The 21387-nt window shown below is 56.5% G+C and carries 20 protein-coding genes; 10 read left to right on the top strand and 10 right to left on the bottom strand.

All coding sequences use genetic code 11. The features are described from left to right. Positions 1-3: 3 nt before the first annotated feature. The 6 genes from LB462_RS11250 to LB462_RS11225 all read left to right on the top strand — a co-directional run bounded on the left by LB462_RS11250 (position 4) and on the right by LB462_RS11225 (position 5451). Positions 4-1410, top strand: a complete 1407-nt coding sequence (locus LB462_RS11250; protein ID WP_112531078.1) for a TRAP transporter large permease — start codon at positions 4-6, stop codon at positions 1408-1410. Beyond that, positions 1407-2453 carry an L-idonate 5-dehydrogenase gene (locus LB462_RS11245; protein ID WP_224507869.1) on the top strand — a complete coding sequence of 349 codons (1047 nt, stop codon included), beginning with the start codon at positions 1407-1409 and terminating at the stop codon, positions 2451-2453. Before LB462_RS11250 ends, LB462_RS11245 begins: the two co-directional genes overlap by 4 nt. A gap of 176 nt (positions 2454-2629) precedes the next feature. After that, entirely contained in the window at positions 2630-3490 is an 861-nt protein-coding gene (locus LB462_RS11240; RefSeq protein ID WP_224507867.1) for a D-alanyl-D-alanine carboxypeptidase family protein, read from the top strand. A 222-nt stretch (positions 3491-3712) separates the two neighbouring features. Next, positions 3713-4297: a hypothetical protein gene (locus tag LB462_RS11235; RefSeq protein ID WP_224507865.1), complete on the top strand. Its 585-nt coding sequence runs from the start codon at positions 3713-3715 to the stop codon at positions 4295-4297. A 1-nt stretch (position 4298) separates the two neighbouring features. Then, positions 4299-4880 carry a hypothetical protein gene (locus LB462_RS11230; protein ID WP_224507863.1) on the top strand — a complete coding sequence of 194 codons (582 nt, stop codon included), beginning with the start codon at positions 4299-4301 and terminating at the stop codon, positions 4878-4880. A gap of 1 nt (position 4881) precedes the next feature. Then, a complete protein-coding gene (locus LB462_RS11225; protein ID WP_224507861.1) occupies positions 4882-5451 on the top strand; it encodes a hypothetical protein in 570 nt (189 codons plus the stop codon). Here the strand turns inward: LB462_RS11225 and LB462_RS11220 are convergent. Both LB462_RS11220 and LB462_RS11215 read right to left on the bottom strand, forming a co-directional pair. Continuing rightward, positions 5441-6703 (bottom strand): hypothetical protein, encoded by a 1263-nt coding sequence (locus LB462_RS11220; RefSeq protein WP_224507859.1) that lies wholly within the window; start codon positions 6701-6703, stop codon positions 5441-5443. The two genes, LB462_RS11225 and LB462_RS11220, sit on opposite strands and share 11 nt — an antisense overlap. Positions 6704-6780: 77 nt before the next feature. After that, on the bottom strand, positions 6781-7965 hold the full coding sequence (locus LB462_RS11215; RefSeq protein WP_224507857.1) for an MFS transporter: 1185 nt from the start codon (positions 7963-7965) through the stop codon (positions 6781-6783). Positions 7966-8105: 140 nt separating this feature from the next. Here LB462_RS11215 and LB462_RS11210 point away from each other — a divergent pair, with 140 nt between their 5' ends. The 3 genes from LB462_RS11210 (at position 8106) to LB462_RS11200 (ending at position 10696) form a co-directional block, all read left to right on the top strand. Then, positions 8106-9023, top strand: coding sequence for a LysR substrate-binding domain-containing protein (locus LB462_RS11210; protein WP_224507856.1), 918 nt, complete (start codon positions 8106-8108; stop codon positions 9021-9023). Between the two features lie 84 nt (positions 9024-9107). Continuing rightward, positions 9108-9752 (top strand): GntR family transcriptional regulator, encoded by a 645-nt coding sequence (locus LB462_RS11205; RefSeq protein WP_224507854.1) that lies wholly within the window; start codon positions 9108-9110, stop codon positions 9750-9752. Between the two features lie 77 nt (positions 9753-9829). Then, entirely contained in the window at positions 9830-10696 is an 867-nt protein-coding gene (locus LB462_RS11200; protein ID WP_224507852.1) for a protein-L-isoaspartate O-methyltransferase family protein, read from the top strand. Positions 10697-10754: 58 nt separating this feature from the next. On the opposite strand, the gene LB462_RS11195 is transcribed toward LB462_RS11200, so the two are convergent. From LB462_RS11195 to LB462_RS11165, 7 genes are all read right to left on the bottom strand, one after another. Beyond that, on the bottom strand, positions 10755-12959 hold the full coding sequence (locus LB462_RS11195; RefSeq protein ID WP_224507850.1) for a xanthine dehydrogenase family protein molybdopterin-binding subunit: 2205 nt from the start codon (positions 12957-12959) through the stop codon (positions 10755-10757). Positions 12960-12962: 3 nt separating this feature from the next. Continuing rightward, positions 12963-13418 carry a (2Fe-2S)-binding protein gene (locus LB462_RS11190; RefSeq protein WP_224507848.1) on the bottom strand — a complete coding sequence of 152 codons (456 nt, stop codon included), beginning with the start codon at positions 13416-13418 and terminating at the stop codon, positions 12963-12965. A gap of 150 nt (positions 13419-13568) precedes the next feature. Continuing rightward, the gene (locus LB462_RS11185) at positions 13569-15119 is read right to left on the bottom strand and encodes a SpoVR family protein (protein WP_224507846.1); all 1551 of its coding nucleotides are present in this window, start codon (positions 15117-15119) and stop codon (positions 13569-13571) included. Positions 15120-15132: 13 nt separating this feature from the next. Continuing rightward, positions 15133-16455, bottom strand: coding sequence for a YeaH/YhbH family protein (locus LB462_RS11180; protein ID WP_224507845.1), 1323 nt, complete (start codon positions 16453-16455; stop codon positions 15133-15135). A gap of 24 nt (positions 16456-16479) precedes the next feature. After that, complete coding sequence (locus LB462_RS11175; RefSeq protein ID WP_114427936.1) at positions 16480-18429, bottom strand: PrkA family serine protein kinase; 1950 nt, start codon at positions 18427-18429, stop codon at positions 16480-16482. A 271-nt stretch (positions 18430-18700) separates the two neighbouring features. Then, positions 18701-19534, bottom strand: a complete 834-nt coding sequence (locus tag LB462_RS11170; RefSeq protein ID WP_224507842.1) for a DMT family transporter — start codon at positions 19532-19534, stop codon at positions 18701-18703. Between the two features lie 51 nt (positions 19535-19585). After that, a complete protein-coding gene (locus LB462_RS11165; RefSeq protein WP_224507840.1) occupies positions 19586-19999 on the bottom strand; it encodes a VOC family protein in 414 nt (137 codons plus the stop codon). Positions 20000-20174: 175 nt separating this feature from the next. Between LB462_RS11165 and LB462_RS11160 the strand changes: the two genes are divergently transcribed. Next, positions 20175-20336 carry a Thivi_2564 family membrane protein gene (locus LB462_RS11160; RefSeq protein ID WP_112526786.1) on the top strand — a complete coding sequence of 54 codons (162 nt, stop codon included), beginning with the start codon at positions 20175-20177 and terminating at the stop codon, positions 20334-20336. A gap of 38 nt (positions 20337-20374) precedes the next feature. Here the strand turns inward: LB462_RS11160 and LB462_RS11155 are convergent, their stop codons facing one another. Next, positions 20375-21256, bottom strand: a complete 882-nt coding sequence (locus tag LB462_RS11155) for a LysR substrate-binding domain-containing protein (RefSeq protein ID WP_224507838.1) — start codon at positions 21254-21256, stop codon at positions 20375-20377. Positions 21257-21387: the final 131 nt, after the last annotated feature.

Here is a 21387-nt window from a genome sequence, read left to right as displayed (position 1 = left end):
TTAATGTTATTGCTCGTTGGAACTTTCCTTATCCTTATGCTTGTCGGTGTGCCGGTCGCGATTTCCATGGCCGTTGCCTCAGTGCTCTATCTCGTCTTCTTCGGAGTCGCGCCGGACATCATCGTGGCACAGCGAATGATCGCCGGTGTTGAAAGCTTCCCGCTTCTTGCGGTGCCATTCTTCATCCTCGCCGGTAACCTGATGAATTCCGCAGGTGTCACCGGGCGCATCTATTCCTTCGCCGTCTCACTCGTCGGCTGGATGAAGGGTGGTCTGGCGCAGGTCAATATCATCGGGTCCGTGATCTTCTCCGGCATGTCAGGAACTGCTCTCGCGGACGCCGCAGGTATCGGTACAATCGAGATCAAGGCGATGAAGGATCACGGCTATCCCGTCGAGGCGGCTGTCGGCGTTACCGCGGCTTCCGCGACGCTTGGACCGATTTTCCCACCGTCATTGCCATTCGTCATCTACGGGATGATGGCCAATGTCTCCATCGGCGCGCTGTTCATGGCGGGCATCTTGCCGGGCATCGTCATGACTGTGCTGATGATGGTCACCGTTGCGATCTTCGCCTATGTGAAGCGCTGGGGCTCCGACGCACCGTTCGAGATAAAGCAGCTTCTCGAAGCTTCGCTCGAGATCCTGGTCGTCGCATCCGTTCCAGTGGTTATCTATCTGCTGATGCTCACCGGCCTTTCCATCAACGCGTCGGTCGGTATCGCGCTGGTGCTACTCCTCGCCGCCGACTGGTATTTCGATTTCTCGGCAGTGATGGCGCTGATGACGCCGGTGATCCTCATCGGCGGCATGACCATGGGCTGGTTCACGCCGACAGAAGCGGCGGTCGCCGCCGTCTTGTGGTCGCTGTTCCTCGGCTTGGTGCGCTATCGGACGATGACCTTGAAGAGCCTTGCCAAGGCGAGTTTCGACACGATCGAAACAACCGCTTCGGTACTGTTCATCGTGACGGCCGCCTCTGTCTTCGCTTGGCTTTTGACCGTCAGCCAGGCAGCCCAGCTCCTGTCGACGGCTATCCTGTCGATTACCGAGAACAAGTGGGTGTTTCTGATCCTGGTAAACTTGCTGATGCTGTTCGTCGGCTGCTTCCTCGATACGATTGCCGCCATCACCATCCTTGTGCCGATTCTTTTGCCGCTCGTACTGAAATTCGGCATCGATCCGGTGCATTTCGGCTTGATCATGACGTTGAACCTGATGATTGGCCTGCTGCATCCGCCGCTTGGCATGGTATTGTTCGTCTTGTCGCGTGTTGCGAAGCTCTCCGTTGAGCGCACGACAATGGCAATCTTGCCCTGGCTCGTTCCACTGTTCATCGCACTGATTGCGATCACATTCATTCCGGCCATCACCCTTTGGCTGCCAACACAACTGGGTCTGATCAAATGAGTACCACGGGCATTGCTGCAACTCTCTTCGGTGCCGAAGATCTTCGTGTCGTCGATATCGAACTCGGTGACCTCGCGCCGAACATGGTGCGGGTCCGCTTCGGGGCTGCCGGCATATGCGGCTCCGACATGCATTATTTCCGTCATGCGAGAACCGGCGATTTCGTCGTTACCTCGCCGCTGATACTTGGTCACGAGGTAGCGGGCGAGGTCGTCGAGATCGGGAGCAACGTGACCGGACTGGCGGTTGGTGAGCGGGTTGCGGTCAATCCGTCGCGCTGGTGCGAACACTGCGCCTATTGCCATGAAGGTCGGGCAAACCTTTGCGAGAACATCTACTTCATGGGCTCGGCTTCGAAAACGCCGCATATGCAGGGAGGATTCGCCAGCCTGTTCGATGCGACTGCATCGCAATGCGTCAAGGTGCCAGCGGACTTGCCCTATCAGGCGGCGGCGCTCGCCGAACCACTGGCAGTCTGCCTGCACGCGGTACGTCGCGCCGGCCACGTCAAAGGAACTTCGACCATCATATTCGGTTCGGGCCCAATCGGTCTTTTGACCATGCTGGCGCTGAAACATGCAGGTGCAGGCTCGGTTGCCATGGTCGACGTTGCCGCCGCCCCCTTGAAATTCGCAGAAGAGCTCGGCGCTGACCAGACGATAGACCTGTCGCAAGGCGAGGAACAGCTGGCGACGTTTGCAGCCGCCACGCCATACGATATCGCCTTCGAAATTTCCGGAACGGCGGCGGGACTGGCCTCGGCCATTCGCACGGTCAGGCGCGGCGGAACAGTGGTTCAAGTCGGTAATCTTGCAGGCGGATCTATTCCAGTTCCTGCAAATGCAGTGATGTCGAAGGAGCTCGATCTGATCGGGACATTCCGCTTTGGCGAGGAGTTTTTCGAAGCGGTCGAACTGATCGTCGAGGGCAAGATAGATGTGCTGCGGCTGGTAACCAGCGAGTTCAAACTTGCCGACGCGCCTGAAGCGTTTCGTGTGGCTCTGGACCGCTCGCGCAGCGTCAAGGTGGTGCTCACAGCGTAACGCGCGACAATTTGGTGTGGGAGACTGCGCTTGGCGCACGGGATCAAATCGGCTAACAAGCGCGGTTGGAGCCTTTCATGAAAGGCTCTAAGCCGAATTGTTAACCTCTCCTGCGCTAGACATCTGCTCTTTCGCATAAGCATTATGCTCGGAATATAAACGTGCTGCGAGTTCATATGTCGTTCTATTCATTTTCGAAAGTCGTGGTGTTGATAGGGGTGATTCTTGGCACGGCCAGCGGTTGTACGACTGCTGCAACGCTGAGTACCGTCACCCCGACGACGGTTGCACCGGTTTCGGAAAAATCCGCCTCAATCGTGGTCGATGGCAGCACGGGCGCGGTTCTTTATCAGGCAAGCGCCGATCTACCGCGGGTGCCTGCCTCGCTGACCAAGATGATGACTCTCTACCTCACTTTCGAGGCACTGAAATCCGGCCGGATTACCAAGACGACTCTCCTGCCGGTCTCCGCTCACGCTGCATCACAGGCACCAAGCAAACTCGGTTTGAAGCCGGGTCAGACGATCGACGTCGATACCGCGATCAAGGCGATCGTCGTCAAATCCGCCAATGATGTCGCCGTGGTTTTAGCCGAATATCTCGGCGGCACGGAAGACCAGTTCGCAGCACAGATGACGGCCAAGGCGCGTCAACTCGGGATGCGAGGCACCAACTTCCACAACGCTTCCGGTCTGCCCGACCCGCAGCAGATTACAACGGCGCGTGACATGGCGCTCCTCGGTATGTCGCTGCGCAAGCACTACCCCGGGCAATACTATTATTTCGTCACCCAGGATTTCGTCTATAACGGCAGATTGATCCGCGGGCATAACCGGGTTCTGGCGCAATTGAACGGCGCGGATGGTATCAAGACCGGTTATGTGCGGGCTTCTGGCTTCAACATCGTCACATCCATCAGCGACAATGGACGGCAGCTTGTAGCAGTCGTGATGGGCGGTGAGACGGCACGAAGCCGAGACGCACAGGTTGTAAGTCTGGTCAACGCTTACCTACCACAGGTTGCCTCGCGATTCTGAGGGACGTGATGCGATTTTCCGTGCTCGCCTAGCCTGACGGACTTGCGGCAGCATTCAACAAGTTATCGCGCGTTAAAATCCAAGACTTGAAATTCCCCCCGCAAACATTGCATGGTGCGTGCGACAGCGACTCATTATTGATCCGAGGATCTAGAGCAAATTCCCTCCGGCAGAATGGCTCTGATGAGACAAAATTCGCTCTAGAGGAGAACGATCGGGCCGATGCGATCCCGTTTCCTGAACCTGCGCAGCAAAGCAATCGCCTGGCTAACGGCGGGTATCGGCTCATTTGCAGCACTGGCAACTGCATTTGCCCTTGGGGCATTCGAGGCAGCGGACAAGCAAGAGCTGCCGCAAATCACTGCCGGCGAGTCGATCGATGCGGGGAAATGGCTGATCAAACCCTTGAAAGCTTGGGTGACTGACCAGAAAATCTTCAGTGTGACTCCAAAGGAAGGCCAGAAGGCCGTCGTTTTCGCAGTCGAATTGATGAACCGCACGACCCAGTCCGACAGCGGCTATGCCAATACGTTTCATCCGCTTGGGAAATTGCAAGCAATCACCGAGCAGCCTCTCGCCTATCTCGATCGGGATGGATCGTCGTTGCCGGATTTGCAACCCGGAATGCCCGAGAAGATTACTTACGTCTGGTTGGTGCCATCCGATGCTGTCCCGACCGGCACGATTGAACTTGGCATCGAGGCATGGAAGTTCAAGCTGCGCAACAATCTGACTGGCACGCCTGGCTGGTGGAGCAAGGCTCCGGCAGGCACCGTAAGTCTGCCACTTTCCCAGAGTGAGGCCTAAAATGCGCCGGCTCGCCAATGTTCTCGTCTTGATCGTTGCCGTCGGCGTGCTTTACGGCATGCAGCAGACCAAGCCACGCTTCGGTGAGCTGACGGCTCCTATTCCCGTCTATGGCAAGATGCACGATAAGGTTCACACCCGCGAGTTCGATGCGACGCTGGATCAGGTCATTTTCGCGCGCCAACTGGACTTCACCCAGTATGGCGAGAAGAAAACGCTGACGACTTCGGGTCTTTGGGTGATTGTCACCGCGCAGCTTGCGGCCACGACCAGCAGTACAAGCGTTGCAGCGGCGACCTGGCTCGGGCCGACAGGTTTGAAATTCACAACGTCCGGCCGGATCGGCTGGGCGCCGGGCATGCCACCGCACCTGCTTGCTCCGGGATTGCCCAAGAAGGTGCGATTCATCTTTGAGACAACGCCGGATCAGATGAACGGGGCAACGCTGGTTCTCTCGGGCAAGATAGAGCCGGCATTGGATTCCGAAGCGCGCATTTCAATCGATGACATCAAGACGTTCAACGACGGGCAGCCGCTGGTCGTCGACAGTTACGACCCGTTGCGTCCGCTAACAGGAACATGAAATGTCGGTCTTGATTGAAGAAAAGCAGAATGCTTTGGAGCGACGATGGCGCAAGCGCAGCCTGTGGGCCTTGCTATTCCTCGTTCCGGTTTCACTGTTATCTATCTCGTACAGAGACATTAATGAACTCATCCGGTATCGCGATATGCTGCCGGTTGACGTCGCTGCAGGAGAGACCAAACACTATGGCGGCAGCGACTGGCAGTTTCAGGGATTGCGCAAGGTGGAAGGCATAAGGCCCGGCCGGCTTCCCGCCGGTTCAGTGCCAATCATCGCGCGTTTTATAGTCGAGATCGGTGATCCCGACCTTCAAAATCTCTGGCTTATGTGTGCTATCAAGCTGACAGATCGTACGGGACGCACCTGGTACCCCTCCAGCGTGCCGGGAATACCTTCGCCGCAACCGGGCATCGAGACGTGCAGTTCCACCGCATTTTCCGGGGCGCAAAAGGGCGAGCGCAGAGTGATCGAGGAGAATTATCTCGTTCCAGCGGATGTCGCAGACGAACTCGTCCCGACTTTAGGGATGCACAGCGAGCGGCCGTTCTATCTGAGGTTTGCTAAGCCTTAGCTCTCTTTGTCATCGAAAACGCTGTTTCGAGGACGGCGGCGAGAAAACAGATACGCAAGGGTTCAACGAGAATTCCCGTCGATGAATCCTGTAGCGGACTGCCAAACAGGAAGCTTACTCCATTCGCCAGGACCTCCCACACGGCGATCGAATGCGGGCCTATCAGGTGCGCTGTGCCGAGCCACAGCCAAGCCGCAGCCCATTCGATAAAGCGATAGCCGAGGATCAAGGTGATGATGAGCAGCAGTCCGGAATTCAGCGTGAGCCTCACTCCATTCGCGATGGGCAAATATCTTGAGCGATAGCCGCTGATGAAATGCTCGATGAAGTCGCGCAGGAATTTCGGGATAGCCTGATATCGCTCGCCAAAACGTTCGACGCGATGGTGAATGCGCATGAGTTCTTTTTGGTCGCGGACGTCATAGCCGTAGACAAGCGCGACCATGACCAGCCAAATCACTGGCAGGAGTGCGTGGAAGAACAGATTGACCGCTACCGCACTGAAGTTCTCCGGAACCTGCTCGACCGGGATCAAGGCGGCGGCAAAGGCCGATGAAACCGGCAAGGCGAGTGCCGCGAAGAATTGTTCGAACCACGACCACAGCCGCCCTTCGATCAGTGCCTGCAACCAGTCATCCTTCCAGCGGCTGATGATATAAAGACCGATGAATATCCAGTTGGTCTCGCAAACGACCATGATGATATCCCAGACCGAGCGCTTGGTGCGTTCTTTCATCGCTTTCGCAAAACTGCGCACGATCCACGAAACGGCAACCGACAGAAGGATCCATTTGGAATCCAGAACGTCGAGCACGCTGCCGCCACCACCTTCAAATGGCCGCAACTCGAGTGCGAGGCGCGAATATTGGCGCACCGTATCGCCCAGAAATCCCCAGGCTGCGTAGTATGCGAAGAACGGAAGCAGCGCGACGGCAATGATCGTGGTGAGACGGGACAGGCCGAATTCGCTCTTCTCCGCTTCTTCATCGGCTTGCGGTTGTGCGGCGTTGACGGAGGGCAATCCGGGCCGCACGATCTGGATCATGGAAACCGTCGTTACGAGTTGGGTAAGCGCAACGAGGGTCAACAGTCCAAGACCGGTATAGTGGTTGATATAGGCGGCTTTGACCGCCACCCACATCAACAAATCCGATACGGTGAGCCCGAGCAGGACAACAGCGATGAGCTGTGGCCAGAAGCGCAACCAGAGCCTGAATGTCAGCTTGATGGGCAATGCCACTTCGGCCAGCATGGAAAACCTTTCGCGAATCTCATGCCGACCTTAGCAAATTATCTCATCCTGTCACCCCTTCGGACGGCCTCTTCGCTTTAGCAGGTGGCGAGAGCTTCGGTCGTCGCACGGCGATCGAGCATCTGACTCCAGAGGGTCAGGCCGAGCGCGCCAACCACCAGAAGCGAACCAACCCAGGGCGTTGCGCCGAGCCCAAGCGGCGAAGCGACGATGAGACCACCGAGGAAGGCACCGCCGGCGATGCCGAGATTGAAGGCGGCGATGTTCAGTGCCGAGGCAACATCGACCGTTTCAGGTGTGTGAATCTTGGCAAGTTGCACGACATAGAGCTGGAGGCCGGGGACATTGGAGAAGGAGAGTGCACCGAGAGCGGCGAGCGTCACCAGGGACCATACTGGCGAGACCGCCGTGAAGGTGAAAATCGCCAGCACTGCAGCCTGCAGCGTGAACATGACCGCGAGGGCCCCGACCGGATTACCATCGGCAACGCGTCCGCCAACCATGTTGCCCACCGCAATGGAAAGGCCGTAGAGAACCAGTATCAGGCTGACAGTCGAGCCGGCATAGCCTGTGATTTCCTGCAGGACTGGAGCAAGGAACGTGAACATGACGAAGGTGCCGCCATAGCCGAGCGCAGTCATGGCAAAGGCGAGAAGCAGGCGGCCACTGGCGAGCACACGAACCTGATCGATAAGCCGCGCAGGTTCTGCTCTGGCGATCTTTGACGGTAACAGGAATGCGATGGCGAGCAAGGCAATGACACCAAGTCCGGATACGGCCCAGAACGTTGCGCGCCAGCCGAGCTGCTGGCCTATGAAGGTGCCGAGCGGTACGCCGGTAACGATCGCGACGGTCAGACCAAGGAACATCATAGCGATGGCGGAAGCGCGGCGGTTTGGCGCCACCAGATCGGCAGCGATGGTAGCGCCGACCGAGAAGAATACGCCATGGGCAAAAGCGCTTATCACTCGGGCGACGAGCAGTAGTTCATAGGTCGGCGAAAGTGCGGCGGCGGTATTGCCAATGATGAAAAGCCCCATCAGACCGAGCAGCAGGGGCTTGCGCTCGATACGGCCTGTCAGAGCGGTGAAAACCGGCGCGCCGAAGGTTACGCCGAGTGCATAAACGCTGACGATAAGACCAGCGAGCGGCAGCGTAATATGGAGATCGGCGGCGACTGTGGGCAAAAGACCAACGATGACGAACTCCGTCGTTCCGATGGCATAGGCGCTGATAGTCAACGCCAGAAGTGCGAGAGGCATTGTCTTGTCCTTTGAATAGCGGCTGCTTGAGTCAGCCGGAGAATTGATGAAAGCTGCTGGGAATATGGCGCATCGTCATTACCTTGATAATCACTCCATAATGCTCAATACTTGTGAAACAAATTCACAGGTATATTGGTATGGACAATCGGGCTGGAGAGATGGAAGTTTTCGTTCAGGCGGTTGACCTCAACAGCTTTTCCGCTGCGGGCCGGCGCCTTGGCCTTACGCCGTCCGCTGTCAGCAAAATCATCAGCCGTATCGAAGAGCGGCTTGGAACCCGTCTGCTCGTACGCTCAACACGTACGCTGAGATTAACGCCGGAGGGTGAAATCTATCACCAGCGGGCACTACGCATTGTCGCGGAGATTGACGAGGCTGAACGGGCTGTCGCGTCAGGTGCCTCGGCGGCGCCACGCGGACTGTTGCGCGTGAACTCTTCTGTGCCAGTCGGGATGATGTGCATTTTACCGCTCGTTCCCAAGTTTTTGCGGCGTTATCCGGAGGTAGAGCTCGATGTTTCCCTGAGCGACGGCGTCGTCGATCTGATTGAGGAGCGTGCCGACGTCGCCATCCGCGTTGGACCCATGCGCAGTTCGAGCCTGAAGGCGCGCAAGCTCTTCGAGAGTCGGGTGGTGGTCATCGCTTCACCTGCCTATCTGGCCGAGCACGGTACCCCGATGCATCCCCGCGACCTTGAACGCCACAACTGTCTCAACTTCAACTTTCGGCGGATACTGAATGAGTGGCCATTTCGTGATCCCAAAACCGGAGAGATCGATACGATCGCGGTCGCGGGAAACTTCCTGTCGAACAATGGATCGACCGCGCAGCAGATGTGCGTGGCAGGGCTTGGAATCGCCAGGCTGGGCCTCTTTCATGTCAGGGCTGACATCGAGGCTGGGCGGCTGGTCCCGTTACTTGAGGATTTCAACCCGGGTGACATTGAACTCATCCATGCGGTGTTCGTCGGTCATGAATACCTTGCGGCGCGCGTGCGGAGTTTTGTCGATTTTCTGGCCGAGAATTTAGGCACGGACACCGGACAGCGCGAATGACTTTCTCTTGACGATGTATTCAATGAAATATAACGAATAAGCACGAGCCCGATTGTCGGGCGAACGTGGAATCGAGGAAGGGCTATGGCGTTACTGGGCCTACATATGCCGCGAGAAACAACATCCTTGCGCAGGCAAGTCACAGACACCCTGCGTGAATCAATCCTGTCTGGATCCCTGCGGCCGGGTCAGAAACTGATCGAGCGCCTGCTTTGCGAGGAATTGCTTGTGAGCCGCACAATACTGCGTGAAGCATTGCAGCATCTGCAGGCAGAGGGCGTGATCGTCAGCACACCGCGCCGGGGTCTCTCGGTGGCGAAACCCAACGGGGAAGAGGCCAACCAGATGCTTCGCGTCAGGCAGGCGTTGACGCCGTTGGTGGGCGAGGAGTTCGCCCGCAATGCGAGCAACGCACAGGTGGCGCGCCTGCGTGCGCATGTCGATCGCATGGACGACCAAAGCGCCGTGAGCGCGGAGAATAAATTCTACTCCATATTGCTCGAAGGTTGCGGCAACAGTGTTGCAAGCGCGATGCTTACGCTCCTCAACAATCGAATTATCATTCTGCAGCATCTTAAGCCCGGCGTCACCAACCACAACCGGGATACGTTTGACGAGCTCCGTGCTATTGTCTCGGCAATAGAAGCCCGAGACGCCGAGCTGACAAGCCGGCTATGCGCTGCACATGCGACGGGCTCGACAAGCATCCACCGGGAGCTGGCCAACTAGCTGTGATCGTTGAAGTTGAACCTTCCGGCATGACATGACTACAATAGCAATGTCGTAGTCCAACCGGAATGCAATGGATGACCGATCCTGACGAACTGAAGATCGTTCGCCGCTCATTCGCCAAGCAGATATTGGCGAGCGTCGGCGTTGAGGATCATCGTATCGAAAATGCCTTTGCGGACGTTCCGCGCGAGGATTTTCTCGGACCCGGCCCGTGGCCGATGCGCCGTTTCGGTATTGGCTATGTCGATACGCCAAACGCCGATCCAGTTTATCTCTACACGGACGATCTGGTCGGGATATCGCCGGAGCGGCACATCAACAATGGTGAACCATCGTTGCACGCGCACCTGCTTTGGTGCGCGCATCCAGTTGCAGGCGAACATATTGTGCATGTCGGCGCGGGGGTCGGCTATTACACGGCGATCATGGCACATCTGGCGGGGCCCTCCGGGCACGTTACGGGAATTGAGTTGGAGACTGACCTTGCGGCACGCGCCAATTCCAATCTTTCCGCCTATCCAAATGTCGAAGTGATTGAAGGTGACGGTACGAAGATTGAGTTCGGACCGGCTGACATAATTTACGTCAATGCAGGTGCGACGCGCCCCGCCGATATTTGGCTGGACCGGCTCAAAGACGGCGGCCGCCTGGTTCTGCCTATGACCACCGATGATGGGTACGCCAGCCAAAGCCGGCGGAGCAGACCGCGCGGTGCGGTGTTCGTTATCACGCGTGAAGGCGAAAAATTTGCGGCGCGCTGGGTGTCTGGTGTCGCCATCTACCCATGTGCCGGCTTGCGGGACGAAAAGTCGGAGGATGCACTCGCAAGGGCGTTTGCGAATGGCGGCTGGGATCGCGTCACGCGCCTCCACCGTAGCGACGACATCGCGGATGATCGCTGCTGGCTCAAGGGTGCCGGCTGGGCATTGGCCTATGACTGAGACCCACCTTGTTCAATGCATCGGGAGGATTTTCCCCCGATGCATTTGTGCAGTCGTTTTAGCTGGATGATTTCAGCATTTCCGGGTCGACAGGCAGTGTGCGGACACGCTTGCCGGTGGCGGCAAATATCGCGTTCGTCACGGCCGCGCTGACAATGGAGGTCGGCACTTCACCAATGCCACCCGGAGCCTCTGCGCTTTTGATGAGATGCGTCTCGACTACAGGCACTTCATCGATGCGCATGGGAAGGTAATTGTCGAAATTACTCTGCTCCACGCGACCATCCTTTATTGTGATCGCACCATGCAAGGCGGCAGTTAGGCCGAAGATAGAGCCGCCCTCGATCTGCGCTTCGATTGTATCGGGATTGACCGACATACCACAATCGAGTCCACAGACAATGCGATTGACCTTGACTGCCCCGTCAGTACCGACTTCCACCTCGGCTACCTGCGCGACATAGGAGCCGAAAATGAAAGCTACCGAAACGCCGCGGCCCTGACCATCGGGCAAGGGCGTGCCCCATCCGGCTTTCTCTGCAGCCAAGGTCAATACGCCGAGCGCACGCGGGTTGTTTGCGAGCAGCGCCTTGCGGTAGGCAACCGGATCCTGCTTTGCGGCATGGGCGAGTTCATCCATGAAACTCTCGACCACGAACACATTGTGGGTTGGACCAACGCCGCGCCAGAATGCGGTGGGCACACCGGGAGGCTCCACCTGAACGTAGTCCACATGGATATTCGGCAAGGCATAGGGCGGTTCGGCTGCCGCCTCGACGGCGTCGGGGTCAAGCCCATTGACGAATAGTTGCGGGACATAGCGCGCGAATATGGAGGAACCGGCGATACGATGGGTCCATGCGACAGGCTTGCCATCACCGTCCAGTCCCGCAGACATCCGATCGTAATAATAGGGCCGGTACATGTCGTGCTGGATGTCTTCCTCGCGGCTCCAGACGACCTTGACCGGGCCATTCACGTGCTTTGCTATCTTGACGGCCAACACAGTACCGTCGGGTTCGAGACGCCGGCCGAAACCACCACCCAGGAGGTGGTTGTGAATCCGGATCGCTTCCTTGGGAAATCCGGTAACACCGGCAACGAACATCTGCGTTAACGTCGGCACCTGCGTACCCACCCAGATATCGCAGCTGTCCTTTTGCATATGCACCATGCAATTCATCGGTTCCATGGTCGCATGGGCGAGGAACGGCACCTGGTAAATCGCATCGATGCGCTGTGCGGCCGATCCGAGTGCCTTTTCCGCGTCGCCTTCATTGCGTGCAACCGCGCCGGGCTGCTTCGACTTTTCTTCGAGCTCTTTGATGATGTCCGCACTGTTTACCGTGGCGTGCGGGCCGTCATCCCATTCGATGGCAGCGGCTTCCAGCCCTTTCTTGGCCGCGCCCAGATGATCTGCGACCACCGCTACAGCCTCGTCGATCTTGACGACCTGATGCACGCCCTTCACGGCGAGGGCTGCCTTTTCATCGACCGTCTTCACCTTGCCGCCGAACACCGGCGAAATCGCAATCGCCGCAACTTTCATTCCGGGCACTTTGGTATCGATGCCATAGACGGCGCGGCCGTCGACCTTCATCGGCGTGTCGACTCGCTTGGCAGGTGTGCCGATCAAGGTGAAGTCTTTTGGTTCCTTCAGCTTGACGCTGTCAGCCGCCGGTACGGGCAGCTTCGATGCTGCCTCGGCCAATTCGCCATAGCTCAGATGTTTTGAACCGGACCCGTCGGTGACCACACCATGTGCGGCTTTGCAGGTCGCAGGTTCGGTGCCCCATTCTTTGGCCGCAGCGGCGATCAAGAGTGTGCGGCCGACAGCGCCCGCCTGACGCAATGGTGTCCAGAACGCTCGCACCGATGATGAAAGGCCGGTTGATTGAATATGCAAGATCGAATTCGCGTAGAGCGCGTCGTTGGGCGGTGCATGCTGTACCTGGACCTGATCGAGGTCGACTTCCAGTTCTTCGGCTAACAGCATGGCAAGGGAGGTATATGTACCCTGGCCCATTTCAACCATTGGCATGACCAGCGTGACCGTGCCCTTGGGGTCTATGCGAATGAAGCCATTCGGCGCGAAGGGTGCCTTTACTTCATCTTCGGTCACTTGCGCTGAGTTTGCTGCAAAGACCGATGTCGTCGTACCACCGAGCAGGGCAAAGCCGAGAAGCAGTCCGCCTCCTTTCAGGAAAGTGCGGCGCGACGTGCTGGATCCGGAGGTCGGTTCGTTGAGATTAAGAGTGTCCATGGCTCAGGCCTCCGCTGCTTGCTTGATGGCGGCGCGAATGCGCTGATAGGTGCCGCAACGACAGACATTGCCGGACATGGCGCTGTTTATGTCTTCGTCGGTGGGCTTCGGCGTTTCCGTCAACAGGGCGGCGGCCGACATGAGTTGGCCGGATTGACAGTAGCCGCATTGAACGACCTCAAGGTCTAGCCAGGCTTTTTGCAGTGCCGCTCCTTGCGGCGTCTCTCCGATCGCTTCGATTGTTGTGATGGCGCTATCGCCGATGCTGTCGACGGTAGTAATGCAGGAGCGTGTTGCTACGCCGTCGATATGGACAGTGCACGCCCCACAAAGGGCGGCGCCGCAGCCGAACTTTGTGCCGGTCATGCCGAGCACGTCGCGTATTACCCAAAGCAGCGGTGTGTCGTCATCGACGTCCACGCTATGAGCGGTTCCGTTAATCTTAAGGTTATAGGCCATGGCTTCCTCGAGGGTGGCTGGGGCAGGGGGAAAAGTGGAGTTGACACGAGCTGAAAAGTCGGAGGAGAGCATCTGCGCTCTCGTCAAATCCTCAGCGAAGATACGCCGGATGCATCGCCGTGTCCACGGGTTGTAGAATAGGTGCTGGCGCTATTCCGCGAGCTTACTGGAAGAGGTTTCGTAAAGGGTCTTTTCCGAGCCTGCTTCGACCCCGACAAGGCTGACATCATAACCCCAAAGGCGGCGGACGTGCCGCAGGGTGGCGCTGCGTGCGGGCTCGTCGAGAACAATGCCGTCCCGCACCGTATGTTGCAGGTGAAGATGCCGGTTGCCGCGAAAATCCACATCGACGACCTGGATGTTGGGCTGGTTCACGCCAATATCATAGCTCCGTGCCAAGGTGCTTCTGATACTCTCATAACCGCGTTCATTGTGGATGGACGCAACCCTGTAGTGATTTTCCTTGGTCTCGTCCTCAAGCGCAAACAATCGAAATTTGCGGATGAGTGCTGGGCTCAGATATTGCAGGATAAACGATTCGTCGCGGTGATTGGCCCAGGCGTCGAGCAGTGTTCCACGCCAGTCGCCGTTGCCGGCAAACTCTGGAAACCAGTCGCGATCCTCTGCGGTAGGCTTGGTGCAGATACGTTCGATATCCTGCATCATCGCAAAACCGAGCGCATAAGGGTTGAGACCGGAAAAGCGTGGATCATCGAACCCGGGCTGGAATACGACGTTGGAGTGGCTGTGCAGCATTTCCAGAAGATTGCCTTCGCTGAGCTGCCCTTTGTCGAACATCATATTCATGATCGTGTAGTGGACGAACGTGGCACAGCCCTCGTTCATCACCTTTGTCTGGCGCTGCGGGTAAAAATATTGCGCGACGACGCGAACGATACGCAGGATTTCCCGCTGCCATGGTTCGAGGATGATGCTGTTCTTCTCGATGAAATAGAGAAGGTTTTCCTCCGGAAGATTGAGTGTCTTCTTGCGCTCAGATAAGTCCCGCTCTGTTTCGGTAGGGTCCTCGTCGGCCTTGCGCTGGGGCAGGGTGCGCCATAGGTCGCTGAAGGCGCGCTCCTCGTATTCCAGCCGATCGCGGACCCGCGCACGCTCTTTCATGGGCGAATTGCGTGGAGGCCGATTATACCGGAACACCGCCTGTTCCATGAGTGCATGGGCGGCGTCGATAATGGGCTCCACGGCAGCGAGGCCGTATCTTTCCTCGCAGCGTGCGATATAGCCTTTGGCAAACTCCATATAATTCAGAATGGCATCGGCATCCGTCCACTGTTTGAACAGATAGTTGTTCTTGAAAAAATGATTATGGCCGAAGGCCGCGTGTGCGGTCACCAATGTCTGCATCGACATGGTGTTTTCTTCCATCAGATAGGTGATACAGGGATTGGAATTGATGACCAATTCGTATGCAAGCCCACGATGCCCCTTGCGATAATGGTGCTCTTCATAAACGAAATGCTTGCCGAATGACCAATGCCGGTAGATCAGCGGCATGCCATTGGAGGAATAGGCATCCAGCATCTGCTCGGATGAAATGATCTCCAGCTGGTTGGGATAGACATCAAGACCAAGCTCATCCAGCGCAATTTCCTTGATCGCGTCATAAGTGCGGTACAGCGTGTTGAAATTCCATTCGGAACTCTGAAACAGAAGGTTCGAGGTGTCTGCGCGCTTGTTCATTCGCCGTTGCCCTTCAACCGCTTCTCGCTGTTTTTGGTTGCTTGGCAAAAAGCTGATGGAACACTGGATATATGTCGCCGGGCTTGGCTATTCGCGTCATCTGGAAATTGCGCCAGTTTTTTCCGACAAGGCGATAGGAGCGCCAAAGCGAGGTGCCATTGTCCGTAGACCTGAATATGGCGCTTTCCCGTTCATCCAGAATCTCGACATAGGCATAATATTGGCAAAGCTTCATGAGCTCGTTGTTCAGAAGATTGACGCAATTTTCGGAATCACCCGTCAGATTGTCGCCATCCGAGGCCTGGGCCGCGTAAATGTTCCAGTCCCTGCTGGGATAACGTTCCTCGATGATGTGCCGCATTTCCTCCAACGCTGTGGACACGACCGTTCCACCGCTTTGTGTGCTGTGGAAGAATGTCTCCTCATCCACTTCGTGAGCCTGATGGGTGTGACGGATGAAGACGATATCGATGCGCTCGTACCGCCGCTTGAGAAACAGATGCAGAAGGACGAAAAATCGCTTGGCTAGATCCTTTTCGCGCTCGCCCATGGAACCGGAAACATCCATCAGGCAGAACATGACCGCATTGGCATTCGGCACGGGCATGGGCTCGAAGCGGTTGAAGCGAATATCGACGGGATCGATGTAGGCCACCAGTTTGCGCCGCCGTTGCAGTACCTCAAGGTCCCGGCGCAATCCCGCGAGGCGTTCGCTTGATACCGCACTTGGTTTAGCCTCCGCCTCCAGTACCGCTATCTCGTCCGCAATGGCGTCCAGATCGGCTTGCTTCGGTCTCCTCAGGGCAATACGCCGGCCGAAGCTGTTGCGCATGGACCGCCCGACATTGATATTCGTCGGGGCTCCGGCAGTCGTAAAGCCCGCGCGACGAGGCTTGAAAGCAATGGCTTCCTTCAGGCTCGACTTGACCATGTCCGGAAGTTCCAGATCCTCGAAAAACAGATCGAGAACCTCCTCACGCGACAGCACAAAACGGAAATCGTCTTCGAGTTCGAGATCCGCCGCGCCGCCTTTGCCAGCACCCGCGCCTCCACCCGCACCTGGCTTTGGCAAGCGATCGCCCAGAACGAATTCCCGATTGCCTGGCAAGACATATTCACGGCGGCCGGTAGCGCGATCCGGCGCGAAGCTGGGCTCGCTGGTGCCACTTACCGGCAGTGAAATGGCGTGCCCGGCATCAACATCCGTTATCTTCTCAGTCGATATTTTCTCGTTAATGACCCGCTTCAGCTCCACGCGCGCACGCCTCAGAAAGCGCTGGCGATTGCTCAGGCTCTTGTCTTTCGGGTTCAGGCGACGATCAATGAAGTTCGGCATTCACGCACCTTTCTTCGGCGGTCGTCAGCCGGCCTTGTTCACCCGCATATACCAATCGACCAGGCGGCGAACCTGCCGCTCCGTATAACCGCGTTCGACCATACGCTGGACGAATTCCGTGTGCTGCTTCTCGGTGGCGCCATCCTTCTTCGAGCCAAAGCTGATAACTGGCAGCAGATCCTCGACCTGACCGAACATGCGCTTCTCGATGACTTCGCGCAACTTTTCGTAACTCGTCCACGATGGATTGCGGCCATTGTTTTTGGCTTTGGCACGCAGGGTGAACTTCACCACTTCATTGCGGAAATCCTTTGGATTGGCGATGCCCGCAGGCTTTTCGATCTGCGATAATTCGCTGTCGAGAATGCCCCGGTTGAGTATCTGCCCCGTGTCTGGATCCTTGTAGTCCTGATCTTCGATCCACGCGTCGGCATAGGCGATATAGCGGTCAAACAGGTTTTGACCATATTCACTGTAGGATTCCAGATAGGCTTTCTGGATTTCGTGGCCGATGAATTCGGCATAGCGCGAGGCGAGTTCAGTCTTGATGAAATCGAGATAGTTCGCTTCGATCTCTTGGGGAAACTGCTCTCGTTTGATTGCCTGCTCCAGCACATACATGAGATGCACCGGATCGGCCGCCACCTGCTTGGTATCGTAGTTGAAGGTTTCCGAAAGTACCTTGAAGGCAAATCGTGTGCTGATGCCATTCATGCCTTCATCGACACCGGCTGCATCGCGATATTCCTGCACGGATTTGGCTTTCGGATCGGACTCTCTGAGATTTTCGCCGTCATAAACGCGCATCTTGGTATAGAGCGGCGAGTTCTCATGCTCCGCCATACGCGTGGAGACCGTAAATCGGCTAAGTATCTCCAGCACTTCGGGTGCGCATGGGTTATTCAAGAGCTCGCTCTCACGCAGCAGCTTTTCGTAGATCTGCTTTTCCTCGGTGACCCGCAAGCAATAGGGAACTTTGACCACCGACATGCGATCAAGGAATGCTTCGTTGTTCTTGTTGTTCTTGAATTGCAGCCATTCGGATTCGTTCGAGTGTGCCAGAATGATACCCTGGAACGGGAAAGCACCGAAATTCTCGGTCCCGTTGTAGTTACCCTCCTGCGTTGCCGTCAGCAAAGGATGCAGCACTTTGATCGGCGCTTTGAACATTTCGACGAATTCAAGCATGCCCTGCGTCGTCCGGTTCAAGCCGCCGCTAAAGGAATAGGCGTCAGGATCGGCCTGGCTGAAATTTTCGAGCTGGCGGATATCGACCTTGCCGACCAGCGACGAGACATCCTGATTGTTGTCGTCGCCAGGTTCCGTCTTGGCAATGCCGATCTGACGCAGTCGCGATGGCATAATTTTGACGACGCTGAATTTGGATATATCGCCAGCAAACTCGTCAAGCCGCTTTGTGGCCCATGGTGAGATCAGACCGTTGAGGCGGCGGCGGGCAATTCCATATTTGTCTTCGAGCAGGCCGGACATTCGCTCCGGATGGAAAAGGCCCAGCGGAGATTCGAAGATGGGGCTGATCTGGTTCCCGGCCTTCAGCGTGTAGATGGGCCGATGTTCCATGAGTTGCTTGAGCCGCTCGGCCAACGAAGACTTGCCGCCACCAACGGGGCCCAGCAGATAAAGTATCTGCTTACGCTCCTCGAGACCCTGGGCGGCATAGCGGAAATAACCGACGATCCGTTCGATCGTGTCCTCCATGCCGTAGAAGTCGGCAAAGGCTGGATAGATCTTGATGGTGCGGTTGAGAAAGATCCGGCCGAGACGTTCGTCATCGCTGGTATCGACCAGGGTTGGTTCGCCAATAGCGTCCACCATTCGTTCAGAAGCGGTGGCAAACATCTTTGGATCATTGCGGCAAGCGAGGAGATATTCCTGCAGGCTCATCTCTTCCTGCTTCTCGCTGCTGTAGATCTCAGAGAAGAGGCTAAATACGTCAGAAGCTTGCGTAGTCATGTTTACCTCCAGCCACGTGCAAATTCAGTGGAATCTGAGCTGAAGGGGCCGCCCCTCGCTCAGAGGATTGCATGCCGAATGGACACAGTGTCGGATGAGTCGCTGCACTGCGCAAGACACTGATTGCTATAATATTGTATATATCAATCAAGATATTGAGATGTGTCCGCCGTCGAACGATTATCATCCCGCATATTTATGTCCTTCCTATGGCTATGTAGGAAGTCCTATTGCCTATAGTAACGGGTAAGACGAAAGAATTTGCGGGAAATTACGCCCCTATTGGCGCAGGGGTGCGATTTTTGAGATTAAGGAGATTGCCCGAAAGGATAAGCGCCGCACCAAGAGCGGTGAAAACATCAATCCGTTCGGAATAGATCAGCCAGCCGAGCACAGCCGTCAGCGGCACGCGCAAGAAGTCCATGGGAATGACTACGGTCGCATCGGCGTACTGCAAGGCCTTCGCCATGCAAAAATGCGAAAACGTGCCGGTGAAAGCAATGATCACCACCCAAGGCATGATATGAAATGAAGGCCAGTGCCAGACATAGATGGCGGGCAGAAGGCCTATCGCCGACTGGATGATCAACATCCAGAAAATGATCTTCACGACGCTGTCCGTTCGGGTCAACGATTTGACCATCGTGAACGATATGCCGAAGGTGAGGGCAGCACCGAGCACGATGAGCTGACCCACCTCCACTGTGCCTATGCCAGGCCGGACGATGATGATGACGCCGATGATACCGAGGGCAATCGTCAGGATCCGCCAGATGTTCAATCGCTCGCCAAGAAAGGCCACAGCCATTACCGCTGTCCAGGCCGGCGTCGTGAATTCAATGGCGATGACCTGTGCAAGCGGGATCATCGACAGGGCCTGCAACCAGGCAAACTGCCCGGCATAATGCGCTGTGTTTCGTCCGAGGTGCTGCCAGATACGCGCGGTCTTCATAGCCCTGAAACCACCCGATGAGCGTATCAAGGGATAGAGCATCGCAAGTCCGATGACCGAGCGCATTTCCATGATCTGGAAAACGTTGAGCTCCCTCGAGGCTTCGCGGCCGGAAATCGCCATGAGCAGGATGGCGGTGAGCGAACCGGTCATCCAGAACGCTGCTTTCAGGTTGGACTGCTGTACTTCCACGATGAACGGGCGTTATTTCGCGTAGACGCTGGCGAAATCGGCAAAACCCTTGACCTCGATCGGATTGCCTGAGGGGTCGCGGAAGAACATCGTCCACTGCTCGCCGGGCTCACCCTTGAATCGCACAACCGGCGGCATGACAAAATCGACGTCCGCCTGTTTCAGCCTGTCAGCCAGGGCATTCCAGTCATCCAGCGGCAGCACTACCCCGAGATGCGGCATTGGCACCATGTGGTCGCCGACCTTGCCGGTATTTGTTGTTTCGAAAGGCTTGCCCAGATGCAATGAAATCTGATGGCCAAAGAAGTCAAAATCCACCCAGGTGTCGGTACTGCGGCCTTCTTCACATCCGAGAACTCCACCGTAAAAGCGCCTCGCATCATCGAGATCAGTGACGTGATAGGCAAGGTGAAACAATGAGCGCATCGGAGATATCCTGGTGAGGCGGGAGTGCGCTGGAACCTAGCAGCAGATATCCAAGCAGACAATGAAAGGTTGCAGGAAATGCAAGGTTTCAACTTCTGCTCAGGGGAACCAAATCACCCAACTGTGAGTTGTATTGAGCTACACTCGCCTTGATCCCGAAAACAGGAAGTTTGAAATGTCCATACTGATCAGTCTTTTGATCACCGTTCTGGTGATCTTTCTTGTTCTTTATCTTGTCCAGATGCTGCCTTTGGATGCCCGTGCAAAACAGATCGTGCGGGTCATCGTCGTGGTGATCGGTATTATTTCATTGCTGCGCTATCTCGCCGTTTTTTAAGCAATCCAACGGGCGGAATATTTTGTTCCGCCCGGTTTTTATTGATCCGCCAACTGTTCCAGCAACCAGTCGCGAAACGCCCGGATCTTTGGCACATTTCGCCGCGCTTCGGGATAAACCAGCCAATAGAAATGATCGTCATTGCCGACAATATCGAATGGCTGGATAAGTTGGCCTTGTTTCAACTCCGTCTCATAAAAGACCGGTGTGAGAATGCCGACACCTTGACCCGCGATCACCGCTTTTCCCTCCAGGTGCTGATCGCCGAACCGGCTGAGCGGATTACCGCGTAGATCGGGTTCTGCCACTCCCGCCGCTGCAAACCATATTTTCCACCATGGATCGCTCGGATCTACGATCGGCAACTTCAGAAGGTCCGCAGGTGTTTTTACACCGCCAATCGTTGCTGCAAGCGCAGGGCTGAGCATGGGTGCGAAGTCGGCCCCAAAAATCTTGTGGGAAACCATGCCGGGCCAACGTCCGCCGCCCGAGCGTATGCCGATATCAGCGTCCTGGCGGGCAAAATCGATTATCTCACGTGTTGCCTGCAACCGGACCGCTAGGGATGGATGCGCCAACTGGAATGAACCCAGCCGTGGCACAAGCCAGTTTGCTGCAAATGTCGGAATGGTTGTGATCGTAAGAATACCATCGGCGTTTTCACGGGTCGCGGCAATTGCCGCACGCATCATGTCAAACGCCTCGCTGATTACCGGCGCAAGCCGCGCTCCGACTTCCGTCAGGATAACCTGGCGTGGCCGGCGCAGGAAAAGCGCTGCCCCGATTCTCTCTTCCAGGAGCTTGATCTGGTAGCTCACTGCTGCCTGCGTCATTCCGAGTTCTTCCGCAGCATTGGTAAAACTGCCGTGACGCGCGGCAGCTTCAAAGACGCGAATAGCGGCTAGGGGAGGCAGATTCATCAATAGTCTCGCATAAGCTGTCCTTATGCATGCTACTCGGCGTTTTGTTGGAAAACAAGCGCAGAAGGGCGCATCTACAACGGGGACGCAACACGTCACAACATTTGGAGTCCAAGTTATGAACCCTGTAG

This window comes from Phyllobacterium chamaecytisi (assembly GCF_020164455.1).
Classification (GTDB): domain Bacteria; phylum Pseudomonadota; class Alphaproteobacteria; order Rhizobiales; family Rhizobiaceae; genus Phyllobacterium; species Phyllobacterium chamaecytisi.
The sequence above is the reverse complement of the archived record's forward strand: the minus strand, read 5'-3'. Positions and strand labels throughout refer to the sequence as shown.